This window comes from Streptomyces sp. NPDC022552 (assembly GCF_055561875.1).
Map to the genome: position 1 here is coordinate 681444 of NZ_JBVHGJ010000002.1, position 12582 is coordinate 694025.

Sequence of the window (12582 nt, forward strand, 5' to 3'; positions counted from 1 at the left end):
ACCAGTGAGCACGATCACCCCCGATTCCGGGAACCGGAATTCGAACTCCGGCGACGCCCCGGCCTCTTTTGGCCCCGCGGCGGGTGGGCCCGGTACGCTCACCGCCGTGCCACACGCTGATCAGTACCGAACCACCCCGCCCCGCCCGGAGCAGGCCCGCCCGACACCCCTGGGTGACCTGGCCGCCCGGCTCGGGACCGAGACGCCCGCCGACGCCGCCGTCACGGGCATCACCCACGACTCGCGGGCGGTACGGCCCGGCGACGTGTACGCGGCCCTTCCCGGCGCCCGGCTGCACGGCGCCGACTTCGCCACCCAGGCCGCCGGCCTGGGCGCCGCCGCGATCCTCACCGACCCGACAGGCGCCGAACGCGCCGCCGCGACCGGCCTGCCGGTCCTGGTCGTGGAGAACCCGCGCGGACGGATGGGCGAGCTCGCCGCCGAGATCTACGGGCGGCCGGGCGAGGACCTCCTCCAGATCGGCATCACCGGCACCTCCGGCAAGACCACCACGGCCTACCTCGTGGAGGGCGGCCTCAAGGCGGCCGGACGCAGGAGCGGCCTCATCGGCACCGTCGAGATGCGGATCGGCGACGAGCGCATCAAATCGGAACGCACGACCCCCGAAGCCACCGACCTCCAGGCCCTGTTCGCCGTGATGCGCGAACGCGGGGTCGAGGCGGTCGCCATGGAGGTCTCCAGCCACGCGCTCGTGCTCGGCCGGGTCGACGGCTGCGTCTTCGACGTCGCCGTCTTCAACAACCTCAGCCCGGAGCACATGGAGTTCCACTCCGACATGGAGGACTACTTCGCGGCGAAGGCGCGGCTCTTCACCCCGGAGCGCAGCAGGCGCGGAGTGGTCAACCTCGACGACGCGTACGGCCGCCGGCTGGCCGAGGAGGCCGGCGTCCCCGTCGTCACCTTCTCCGCCGAGGGCCACCCGGACGCCGACTGGCGCGCCGAGGACGTCGAGATCGGCTCCCACGGCTCGACGTTCACGGTCGTCGGCCCCCAGGGCGAGCGGATCTCCGCCGCCGCCCCGCTGCCCGGCCCGTTCAACGTCGCCAACACGCTCGCCGCGATCGTCACCCTGGCCGTCGCCGGGCTCGACCCGCAGACCGCCGCCGACGGCGTCGCCGCCGTCCCCGGCGTCCCCGGCCGGCTGGAGCGCGTCGACGCCGGCCAGCCGTACCTCGCGGTCGTCGACTACGCCCACAAGACGGACGCCGTCGAATCGGTCCTGCGCTCGCTGCGCAAGGTCACCGAGGGCAAGGTGCACATCGTCATCGGCTGCGGCGGCGACCGGGACACCACCAAGCGCGGCCCGATGGGCGCCGCCGCGGCCCGCCTCGCCGACACCGCCGTACTGACCTCCGACAACCCCCGCTCCGAGGACCCCCTCGCGATCCTCGCCGCGATGCTCGCCGGCGCCGCCGAGGTGCCCGTCCACGAGCGCGGCGACGTCCTGGTCGACGCCGACCGCGCCGCCGCCATCGCCGCGGCCGTGGCCCGCGCGCAGCCGGGCGACACCGTCCTCGTCGCCGGCAAGGGCCACGAACAGGGCCAGGACATCGCCGGGGTGGTCCGCCCCTTCGACGACCGCAAGGTCCTGCACGCAGCGATTGAACGCAGCCTCAAGAACAGTCAGGGATAAGTTGTGATCGCCCTCTCCCTCGCCGAGATCGCCGAAATCGTCGGCGGGCAGTCGTACGACATACCGGATCCGGCCGTCCGGATCACCGGCCCCGTCGTCATCGACTCCCGTGAGGTGAAGCCCGGCAGCCTGTTCGCCGCCTTCGCCGGCGAACAGGTCGACGGCCACGACTACGCGGCCCGCGCCGTCGAGGCGGGCGCGGCAGCCGTGCTGGCCGCCCGCCCCGTCGGCGTGCCCGCCATCGTCGTGGACGACGTCCAGACGGCTCTCGGCGCCCTCGCCCGCGCCGTCGTCGAACGCCTCGGCACCGATGTCGTCGCGCTGACCGGCTCGGCCGGCAAGACCTCCACCAAGGACCTGATCGCCCAGGTCCTCGAACGCCACGCACCCACCGTGTGGACGCCCGGCTCGCTCAACAACGAGATCGGGCTGCCGCTGACGGCGCTGCGTGCGAGCGACGAGACCAAGCACCTGGTCCTCGAGATGGGCGCCCGCGGCATCGGTCACATCCGCTACCTCACCGGACTGACCCCGCCGCGCATCGGACTCGTCCTCAACGTGGGCACCGCCCACATCGGCGAGTTCGGCGGCCGCGAGCAGATCGCCCAGGCGAAGGGCGAACTCGTCGAGGCGCTTCCACCGGCCGACCAGGGTGGTGTGGCGGTCCTCAACGCCGACGACCCGCTCGTCCGGGCCATGGCCGAACGGACCCGGGCGCGCGTGACGCTCTTCGGAGAGTCGGACGAAGCGGTCGTACGTGCCGAGAACGTCCGTCTCACAGGGAACGGACAGCCCTCTTTCAAGCTTCACACACCCACCGGGTGCAGTGACGTGACCTTGCGCCTGTACGGTGAGCACCACGTGTCGAACGCGCTCGCCGCGGCCGCCGTCGCCCATGAGCTGGGCATGCCCGTCGAGGAGATCGCCACCGCGCTCTCGGAGGCGGGCACCCTGTCGCGCTGGCGCATGGAGGTCACCGAGCGTCCGGACGGCGTGACGATCGTCAACGACGCCTACAACGCGAACCCCGAGTCCATGCGAGCCGCTCTGCGCGCGCTCGCGGCCATGGGCCGGGCCGCACAGGCCCAGGGGGGCCGGACGTGGGCGGTGCTCGGCAAGATGGCCGAGCTCGGGGACGCATCGCTCGCCGAGCACGACGCGGTCGGACGGCTCGCCGTCCGACTCAACGTCAGCAAGCTCGTGGCAGTAGGGGACAGGGAAGCGTCCTGGCTGCAACTGGGCGCATATAACGAGGGTTCGTGGGGTGAGGAGTCGGTGCACGTGTCCGACGCGCAGGCGGCTGTCGACCTGTTGCGCAGAGAGCTGCGCCCGGGGGACGTCGTCCTTGTGAAGGCTTCCAGGTCTGTCGGTCTGGAGCAGGTCGCCCTGGCACTGCTCGACACCGAGAGCGAGGTCGCGGACCGATGAGGCAGATCCTGTTCGCGGGCGCCATCGGGCTCTTCCTGACCCTGATCGGCACCCCGCTGCTCATCAAGCTCCTTGCCCGCAAGGGGTACGGACAGTTCATCCGCGACGACGGCCCGCGCGGCCACGCCGGCAAGAAGGGCACGCCCACGATGGGCGGTATCTCCTTCATCCTGGCCACGCTCATCGCGTACGCGCTCGCCAAGGTCATCACCGGTGAGGACCCGACGTACTCGGGTGTGCTCGTCCTCTTCCTGATGGCCGGCATGGGCCTCGTCGGCTTCCTCGACGACTACATCAAGATCGTCAAGCAGCGCTCTCTGGGCCTGCGCGCCAAGGCGAAGATGGCCGGCCAGCTGATCGTCGGCATCGCCTTCGCCGTGCTCTCCCTGCAGTTCGCGGACCTGCGCGGGCTCACCCCCGCCTCCACGAAGCTCTCCTTCATCACCGACTTCGGCTGGGCCATCGGGCCGGTGCTGTTCGTGGTCTGGGCGCTCTTCATGATCCTGGCCATGTCCAACGGCGTGAACCTGACGGACGGTCTGGACGGCCTGGCCACCGGCGCGTCGGTGATGGTCTTCGGCGCGTACACCTTCATCGGCCTGTGGCAGTTCCAGGAGTCCTGCGCCAACGCGGTCACCCTGACCAACCCCAACGCCTGCTTCGAGGTACGCGACCCGCTCGACCTCGCGGTCGTCGCCTCCGCCCTCATGGGTGCCTGCTTCGGCTTCCTGTGGTGGAACACCTCGCCGGCCAAGATCTTCATGGGTGACACCGGCTCGCTGGCCCTCGGCGGCGCGCTCGCCGGTCTCGCCATCTGCTCCCGTACCGAGCTGCTGCTCGCCCTGCTCGGCGGCCTGTTCGTACTGATCACGATGTCGGTGGTCATCCAGGTCGGCTCGTTCAAGATGACCGGCAAGCGCGTCTTCCGGATGGCCCCGCTCCAGCACCACTTCGAACTCAAGGGGTGGTCGGAGGTCCTGGTCGTCGTCCGGTTCTGGATCATCCAGGGCATGTGCGTGATCGTGGGCCTGGGCCTCTTCTACGCGGGATGGGCATCCGAAAAGTGAGCTGGAACGGCAAGAGGGTCACCGTCGCGGGTCTCGGGGTCTCCGGGATCCCGGCCGCTCGCGCCCTGCACGGCCTCGGCGCCGTCGTGACCGTCGTCAACGACGGCGACGACGAGCGCTCCCGGGCGCAGGCCGACGAGCTGCGGGCCGAGGGCATCACCGTCCGCCTCGGCGACGGCGACACCCTGCCCGAGCGCACCGAGCTGGTCGTCACCGCCCCCGGCTGGCGGCCCGACAAGCCGCTCTTCGCGGCCGCCGCGGAGGCGGGCGTGGAGGTCTGGGGCGACGTGGAGCTCGCCTGGCGGCTCCGCGGCCCCGACGCCGCCCCCTGGCTCGCCGTGACCGGCACCAACGGCAAGACCACGACCGTACGGATGCTGGCCTCGATCCTGGAGGCCGCCGGCCTGCGGACCGCGGCCGTCGGGAACATCGGCGTCTCGCTCCTCGACGCCGTCCTCGGCGAGGAGACGTACGACGTCCTCGCCGTCGAGCTCTCCAGCTACCAGCTCCACTGGGCCCCGAGCCTGCGGGCCCACTCGGCCGCCGTGCTCAACCTGGCGCCCGACCACCTCGACTGGCACGGCTCCATGGAGGCGTACGCCGCCGACAAGGGCCGGGTCTACGAGGGCAACACCGTCGCCTGCGTCTACAACGTCGCGGACAAGGCCACCGAGGACCTGGTCCGCGAGGCCGACGTCGAGGAGGGCTGCCGCGCCATCGGCTTCACCCTCGGCACCCCCGGCCCGTCCCAGCTCGGCGTCGTCGAGGGCATCCTCGTCGACCGGGCCTTCGTCGAGAACCGGCAGAAGCAGGCCCAGGAGCTCGCCGAGGTCGCGGACGTCCAGCCGCCGGCCCCGCACAACATCGCCAACGCGCTCGCCGCGGCCGCCCTCGCCCGCGCCTTCGGCGTCGCGCCCAAGGCCGTACGGGACGGGCTGCGGGCCTTCCGGCCCGACCCGCACCGCATCGAACTGGTCGAGGAGATCCAGGGCGTCGTCTACGTCGACGACTCCAAGGCGACCAACACCCATGCCGCGGAAGCCTCGTTGGCGGCCTACGACCCGATCGTCTGGATCGCCGGAGGCCTCGCCAAGGGCGCCACCTTCGACGAGATCGTGGCGAAGTCGGCGAAGCGTCTGCGCGGGGTCGTCCTCATCGGCGCCGACCGTGCGCTCATCCGCGAAGCCCTGGCGCGACACGCCCCCGAGGTCCCTGTCGTGGACCTCGACCGGGCCGACACTGGGGCGATGTCCGCGGCGGTCGAGGAGGCGTCCCGGCTCGCGCGGCCGGGCGACACGGTCCTGCTGGCCCCGGCCTGCGCCTCGATGGACATGTTCGCCAATTACAACAAGCGGGGCGAGGCCTTCGCGGACGCGGTCCGCGCCCTCGCCGCCACCGGGCGCGTCTGACCTGACCAGCAAGGAGGTCCGGCAGCGCCGGGCACGACTGGAGGGGACAGCGCCCATGCCGAGCAGAACCGCCGGGACCCGCCGGCCCTCCGCCGTCCGCGGCGGAGGGCGCGTTCCCGCGCCGCCGCGCGCCTCCCGGGCCGGCGGCGTACGGCGGATGTACGAGCAGGCGCGGCGGGCCTGGGACCGGCCGCTCACCGCGTACTACGTCATCCTCGGCGCCGCCCTGCTCATCACCGCGCTCGGCCTGGTGATGGTCTACAGCGCCTCGATGATCACGGCGCTGCGGTACGACCTCGTGCCCTCGTACTTCTTCCGCAAGCAGTTCTTCGCCGCGATCCTCGGCGCGGTGCTGCTCCTGGTGGCCTCCCGGATGCAGGTGAAGCTGCACCGGGCGCTCGCGTACCCGATCCTCGTCGGCGCGGTCTTCCTGATGGTGCTGGTGCAGATCCCGGGGATAGGGCGGGCGGTCGGCGGCAACCAGAACTGGATCTCGCTGGGCGGCCCGTTCATGCTGCAGCCCAGCGAGTTCGGCAAGCTGGCGCTCATCCTGTGGGGCGCCGACCTGCTGGCCCGCAAGCAGGACATGAAACTGCTCACGCAGTGGAAGCACATGCTCGTGCCGCTGGTGCCCGCGGCGTTCCTGCTGCTCGGGCTCATCATGCTCGGCGGGGACATGGGCACGGCGATCGTGCTGACCGCGATCCTCTTCGGGCTGCTGTGGACGGCGGGCGCGCCCACCAGGCTCTTCGTCGGGGTGCTCGCGGTGGCGGGGGCCATCGGTTACCTGCTGATCACGACCAGTGACAACCGGCTGAAGCGGTTCGCCTGCATCGGTGCCACCGACCCCGGGGGAGAGGGCGCGCCCTGTCTCCAGGCCGCCCACGGGATCTATGCTCTGGCCTCAGGCGGATGGTTCGGTTCCGGTCTGGGTGCCAGTGTGGAAAAATGGGGCCAACTACCCGAAGCGCACACCGACTTCATCTTCGCCGTCACCGGGGAGGAACTGGGTCTGGCGGGGACGCTGTCGGTACTCGCCCTGTTCGCGGCTCTAGGCTATGCGGGTATCCGCGTGGCCGGACGCACGGAGGACCCCTTCGTGAGGTACGCCGCGGGAGGTGTGACCACGTGGATCACGGCCCAGGCCGTGATCAACATCGGTGCGGTGCTCGGTCTGCTGCCGATCGCCGGGGTCCCGCTCCCGCTGTTCTCCTACGGGGGGTCGGCCCTGCTGCCGACCATGTTCGCCGTCGGGCTCCTCATCGCCTTCGCGCGACAGGAACCCGCCGCGAAAGCGGCCCTGGCCATGCGGCGCCCCGGCTGGGGCAAACGGGCCGGGGTGAGATGGAAGTCGATGCGACGGCGCGTCAAGAAGCGTCCGTCCGGAGAGCGGTGAATTTCGGTGCATGTCGTACTCGCCGGTGGGGGGACCGCCGGCCACATCGAGCCCGCGCTCGCCCTCGCGGACGCCCTGCGCAGGCAGGACCCGAGCGTGGGTATCACGGCGCTCGGCACGGAGAAGGGCCTGGAGACCCGGCTCGTGCCCGAACGGGGCTACGAGCTGGCGCTCATCCCTGCCGTGCCGCTGCCGCGCAAGCCCACCCCTGAGCTGATCACCGTCCCCGGACGGCTGCGCGGCACCATCAAGGCGGCCGAGCAGATCCTGGAGCGCACCAAGGCGGACTGCGTGGTCGGCTTCGGCGGCTACGTGGCGCTGCCCGGCTACCTCGCGGCCAAGCGCCTCGGTGTGCCGATCGTGGTCCACGAGGCCAACGCCCGGCCGGGCCTGGCCAACAAGATCGGCTCGCGGTACGCGGCCGGGGTCGCCGTCGCCACTCCGGACTCCAAGCTCCGCAACGCCCGTTACATCGGCATCCCGCTGCGGCACACCATCGCCACGCTCGACCGGGCCCGGGTCCGGCCCGAGGCGCGCGCCGCCTTCGGTCTCGACCCGAACCTGCCGACGCTGCTCGTCTCCGGCGGCTCGCAGGGGGCGCGCCGGCTCAACGAGGTCATCCAGCAGATCGCGCCGGTGCTCCAGCGCTCCGGCATCCAGATCCTGCACGCGGTCGGCCCGAAGAACGAGGTGCCGCGTGTCGACAACATGCCCGGGATGCCGCCGTACGTCCCGGTACCGTACGTGGACCGGATGGATCTCGCTTACGCGGCGGCGGACATGATGCTCTGCCGGGCGGGCGCGATGACCGTCGCCGAACTCTCCGCCGTCGGGCTGCCGGCCGCGTACGTGCCGCTGCCGATCGGCAACGGCGAACAGCGGCTCAACGCCCAGCCGGTGGTCAAGGCGGGCGGCGGGCTGCTCGTCGACGACGCGGAGCTGTCGCCGCAGTGGGTGCAGGGCAACGTCCTGCCCGTACTGGCCGATCCGCACCGGTTGTACGAGATGTCCCGCGCCGCCGCCGAGTTCGGCCGCAGGGACGCCGACGACCTGCTCGTCGGCATGGTGTACGACGCGATCGCCGCGCGCTGAGGCTCCGAGCGAGCCTCAGGAAGCACAGGAGGCCAGGAACGTGTCCGGACCGACGACCGCGGAGAAGCGCGGCTCACGCGAACCGAAGGGGTCGTCGGAACGGCCGGCGGGGACGGGCGCTCGGAACGGTGGATTCCGGGTGCCCGGCCCGCGGGTCCTGCTGATCACGCTCGCCCTCGCCCTGATCGTGGCCGGCGGAGTCTGGGCACTCTACGGCTCGGCCTGGCTGCGCGTGGAACGCGTGACGACCTCCGGCACGCAGATTCTGACACCCCGTGAGGTGGAGACGGTCGCCGCCGTGCCGATCGGATCGCCGCTCGTTTCCGTCGACATCGACGCCATCGAGGCGCGACTGCTGCGGGAACTGCCCCGCATCGACACGGTCGAGGTCGTTCGGTCCTGGCCGGATGGAATCGGTCTGAAAGTGACGGAACGGAGGCCGGTTCTGGTGGTGGAAAAGGGCGGAAAGTTCACGGAAGTGGACTCCGCCGGAACGCGATTCGCCACCGTGGACAGGGCGCCCTCCGGCGTACCCGAACTCGTTCTGAAAGCCGCCTCCGCACCGAGCCTGCGCCGTTTCGACGAGGACCGGCTCCTGCTCGAAGCCGTGGGCGTGACGGGCGAACTCCCGGAGAAAATCGCCCGGGACACTCGTGTCGTCGAGGTCGCCTCGTACGACTCCATCACCCTGGAGCTCAGCGGCGGCCGTACGGTCTTCTGGGGCAGCGGCGAGGACGGTGCCGTCAAGGCCCGCGTACTCACCGCTCTGATGAAGGCGACGCCCAAAGCGGGGCACTTCGATGTAAGCGCCCCCACAGCCCCCGCCGCGTCGGGGAGTTGACGCCCATACGCGCTGGCCAGCACCCTGGTTGGCCAGCGCTACGGGTGATCACATAGGGTGAAAAGAAAAACGGGAGGTTCGGCGTGTTCGTTGAACGTGCGCCACTTGTCGACTTAGTGTCCTGTTCGGAAGAGTCCAGCGAACAGAGACACTGGTAACCCTAAACTTCAACGTTAGGGTTTGGGTCGGCGTTTCGGACCGTCCCATCGGCATCCGTCGTCGCAGCGCGACTACCACCGCGAAGCGGCGACACGTAACTCGAGGCGAGAGGCCTTCGACGTGGCAGCACCGCAGAACTACCTCGCAGTCATCAAGGTCATCGGTGTCGGCGGCGGTGGTGTCAATGCCATCAACCGAATGATCGAGGTCGGTCTCAAGGGCGTCGAGTTCATCGCGATCAACACCGACGCGCAAGCGCTGTTGATGAGCGACGCCGACGTCAAGCTCGACGTCGGCCGTGAACTCACCCGTGGCCTCGGGGCCGGGGCGAACCCGGCAGTCGGTCGCAAGGCGGCAGAGGACCACCGTGAGGAGATCGAGGAGGTCCTCAAGGGGGCCGACATGGTCTTCGTCACCGCCGGCGAAGGTGGCGGCACCGGCACCGGCGGCGCACCCGTCGTGGCCAACATCGCGCGCTCGCTCGGCGCCCTGACGATCGGTGTGGTCACCCGGCCGTTCACCTTCGAGGGACGCCGTCGGGCCAACCAGGCGGAGGACGGCATCGCCGAGCTCCGCGAAGAGGTCGACACCCTCATCGTCATCCCGAACGACCGGCTGCTCTCGATCTCGGACCGCCAGGTCTCCGTGCTCGACGCCTTCAAGTCGGCCGACCAGGTGCTGCTGAGCGGTGTGCAGGGCATCACCGACCTCATCACCACCCCCGGTCTGATCAACCTCGACTTCGCCGACGTCAAGTCGGTCATGTCCGAGGCCGGTTCGGCCCTCATGGGCATCGGCTCCGCCCGCGGCGACGACCGCGCGGTCGCGGCGGCCGAGATGGCGATCTCCTCGCCGCTCCTCGAGGCGTCCATCGACGGCGCCCGTGGCGTGCTGCTCTCCATCTCCGGCGGCTCGGACCTCGGTCTCTTCGAGATCAACGAAGCCGCGCAGCTGGTGAGCGAGGCCGCCCACCCCGAGGCCAACATCATCTTCGGTGCCGTCATCGACGACGCCCTGGGCGACGAGGTACGGGTCACGGTCATCGCGGCCGGCTTCGACGGCGGCCAGCCGCCGGCCCGCCGGGACAACATCCTCAGCTCGGCCTCGGCCAAGCGCGAGGAGCCGGCCCCGGCGCCGCGCGCCACCGAGCGCCCGCTCGGCGGCCTCGGCACCGTCGCCCCCCGGGACGAGCCGGCCGCCCCGGCCGAGCCGGCCCCGGTGGCCTCCGCCGAGAGCACGCTGCCGCCGGTCACCCCGACGGTCGTCCCGCCGGCCCGCCCCTACCCGGACACCCAGGCCGAAGAGCTGGACGTTCCGGACTTCTTGAAGTGATAGAGCAGCTCGAACCCATGAGCGGCGCGCACTTCGCCTTCACCGACAGGTGGGGCGGGGTGAGCGCCGTTCCGTACGAGGAGCTCAACCTCGGCGGCGCGGTGGGGGACGACCCCGAAGCCGTACGGACCAACCGGGCGCGGGCGGCCGGGGCTCTCGGGCTCGACCCCGGGCGGGTCGTCTGGATGAACCAGGTGCACGGCCCGGACGTCGCGGTGGTCGACGCCCCCTGGGGCGACCGGCCGGTTCCCGCGGTCGACGCGATCGTGACCGCCCGGCGCGGACTCGCCCTCGCGGTCCTCACCGCCGACTGCACGCCGGTCCTGCTCGCCGATCCCGTCGCCGGGGTCGTGGCCGCCGCCCACGCGGGGCGGCCCGGGATGGTCTCCGGGGTCGTACCGGCCGCGGTGAAGGCCATGATCGAACTCGGCGCCGACCCGGCCCGGATGACCGCCCGTACCGGCCCCGCCGTCTGCGGGCGCTGCTACGAGGTGCCGGAGGAAATGCGCGCCGAGGTGGCCGCGGTCGAGCCGGCCGCCTTCGCCGAGACGAGCTGGGGCACCCCGGCCGTCGACGTCACCGCCGGGGTCCACGCCCAGTTGGAGCGGCTCGGCATCCGGGACCGGCAGGCCAGTGAGGTCTGCACGCGCGAGTCGGGTGACCACTACTCGTACCGCCGCGATCGCACCACGGGGCGACTCGCGGGATATGTCTGGTTGGACGGATATGACGGACCGTAAGTCGGAGCTCGCCGAGAACCTGGCGCGGGTGGAGGAACGTATCTCTGCCGCCTGCGCCTCGGCCGGCCGCAAGCGGGAGGACGTGACCCTGATCGTGGTCACCAAGACCTACCCCGCGAGCGATGTGCGCATCCTGCACGAACTCGGTGTGCGGGACGTCGCCGAGAACCGCGACCAGGACGCGGCCCCCAAGGCCGCGGCCTGCGCGGATCTGGACCTCCGCTGGCACTTCGTCGGCCAGTTGCAGACGAACAAGGTCCGTTCTGTGACGAGTTATGCGGATGTCGTGCAGTCCGTCGACCGTTTGAAGCTGGTCACCGCGCTCTCGGCGGCGGCGGAGAAGGCCGGCCGGGAACTCGGCTGCCTGGTCCAGGTCGCGCTCGACGCCGAGTCGGGCGCGCGCGGCGAGCGGGGAGGCGTCTCGCCCGACGGGGTCGAGGAGTTGGCCGCCGCCGTGGAGGCCGCGCCCGCCCTGAGGCTCGACGGACTGATGACCGTCGCGCCGCTCGCCGGCCCCTTCGCGGGGCGCCAACGTGCGGCGTTCGACCGCCTGATGGATTTGTCGACTCTCCTGCGCGCGACCCGTCCGGCTGCGAACATGGTGTCCGCGGGGATGAGTGCGGACCTCGAGGACGCTGTGGCGGCCGGAGCGACACATGTGCGCATCGGTACGGCGGTACTGGGTGTCCGCCCCAGGCTCGGGTAACGTCGCGAAGCAAGTCGGACCACAGCAGAAAATATGGTCATTCCCGCCGGTCGGCGGGCAGACCGCGTGGATCACGGGCACTTGGCGACGAGGCCGATCCACCACAGAGCGGAGGACTCAGAGAATGGCCGGCGCGATGCGCAAGATGGCGGTCTACCTCGGCCTCGTGGAGGACGATGGGTACGACGGCCGGGGGTTCGACCCCGACGACGACTTCGAACCCGAGCTGGAACCGGAACCCGAGCGCGAGCGGCGCCATCAGCCCCCGCGACAGGTGGAGCGCGAGGAACCGGTGCGTGTGGTGCAGCAGCCCGCGCCCCGCGAGCCGGTCGTTCACGCCGCCTCGCTATCCGCCGAAAGCGGACGTCCGGCTCGAATCGCCCCCGTGGCGTCCATCACACCCGAACGTCCGAGCCTGGAGAAGAACGCACCGGTGATCATGCCCAAGGTCGTGTCCGAGCGGGAGCCGTACCGCATCACCACGCTGCACCCGAGGACCTACAACGAAGCCCGTACCATCGGGGAACACTTCCGTGAGGGCACTCCGGTGATCATGAACCTCACGGAGATGGACGACACGGACGCGAAGCGACTTGTCGACTTTGCCGCCGGACTCGTCTTCGGGCTCCATGGCAGCATTGAGCGCGTGACGCAGAAGGTGTTCCTGTTGTCGCCTGCTAACGTCGATGTCACGGCGGAGGACAAGGCCCGGATCGCAGAGGGCGGATTCTTCAACCAGAGCTGAGAAAACGAAGACC

The 12582-nt window shown here is 70.9% G+C and carries 11 protein-coding genes; all 11 read left to right on the forward strand.

What is annotated here, in order from left to right; translation table 11 throughout:
• Positions 1-4 precede the first annotated feature (4 nt).
• Complete coding sequence (locus ACZ3OF_RS08000; protein ID WP_467303448.1) at positions 5-1654, forward strand: UDP-N-acetylmuramoyl-L-alanyl-D-glutamate--2,6-diaminopimelate ligase; 1650 nt, start codon at positions 5-7, stop codon at positions 1652-1654.
• 3 nt (positions 1655-1657) lie between these two features.
• Positions 1658-3082 (forward strand): UDP-N-acetylmuramoyl-tripeptide--D-alanyl-D-alanine ligase, encoded by a 1425-nt coding sequence (locus ACZ3OF_RS08005; RefSeq protein WP_361669486.1) that lies wholly within the window; start codon positions 1658-1660, stop codon positions 3080-3082.
• A complete protein-coding gene (mraY, locus tag ACZ3OF_RS08010; RefSeq protein WP_189802264.1) occupies positions 3079-4149 on the forward strand; it encodes a phospho-N-acetylmuramoyl-pentapeptide-transferase in 1071 nt (356 codons plus the stop codon). Before ACZ3OF_RS08005 ends, mraY begins: the two co-directional genes overlap by 4 nt.
• Positions 4131-5558 carry a UDP-N-acetylmuramoyl-L-alanine--D-glutamate ligase gene (murD, locus tag ACZ3OF_RS08015; protein ID WP_361669484.1) on the forward strand — a complete coding sequence of 476 codons (1428 nt, stop codon included), beginning with the start codon at positions 4131-4133 and terminating at the stop codon, positions 5556-5558. Before mraY ends, murD begins: the two co-directional genes overlap by 19 nt.
• 55 nt (positions 5559-5613) lie before the next feature.
• Positions 5614-6954, forward strand: a complete 1341-nt coding sequence (ftsW, locus tag ACZ3OF_RS08020; RefSeq protein ID WP_467303451.1) for a putative lipid II flippase FtsW — start codon at positions 5614-5616, stop codon at positions 6952-6954.
• A 6-nt stretch (positions 6955-6960) separates the two neighbouring features.
• Entirely contained in the window at positions 6961-8046 is a 1086-nt protein-coding gene (gene murG / locus ACZ3OF_RS08025; RefSeq protein ID WP_361669479.1) for an undecaprenyldiphospho-muramoylpentapeptide beta-N-acetylglucosaminyltransferase, read from the forward strand.
• A 40-nt stretch (positions 8047-8086) separates the two neighbouring features.
• Positions 8087-8887, forward strand: coding sequence for a cell division protein FtsQ/DivIB (locus tag ACZ3OF_RS08030; RefSeq protein ID WP_467303454.1), 801 nt, complete (start codon positions 8087-8089; stop codon positions 8885-8887).
• Positions 8888-9166: 279 nt separating this feature from the next.
• Positions 9167-10378: a cell division protein FtsZ gene (ftsZ, locus tag ACZ3OF_RS08035; protein WP_361669474.1), complete on the forward strand. Its 1212-nt coding sequence runs from the start codon at positions 9167-9169 to the stop codon at positions 10376-10378.
• Between the two features lie 17 nt (positions 10379-10395).
• The gene (gene pgeF / locus ACZ3OF_RS08040) at positions 10396-11118 is read left to right on the forward strand and encodes a peptidoglycan editing factor PgeF (RefSeq protein WP_467303456.1); all 723 of its coding nucleotides are present in this window, start codon (positions 10396-10398) and stop codon (positions 11116-11118) included.
• A complete protein-coding gene (locus ACZ3OF_RS08045; protein ID WP_361669469.1) occupies positions 11105-11824 on the forward strand; it encodes a YggS family pyridoxal phosphate-dependent enzyme in 720 nt (239 codons plus the stop codon). The genes pgeF and ACZ3OF_RS08045 overlap by 14 nt, the downstream gene beginning before the upstream one ends.
• Positions 11825-11948: 124 nt before the next feature.
• Positions 11949-12569, forward strand: coding sequence for a cell division protein SepF (locus ACZ3OF_RS08050; RefSeq protein WP_361669467.1), 621 nt, complete (start codon positions 11949-11951; stop codon positions 12567-12569).
• Positions 12570-12582: the final 13 nt, after the last annotated feature.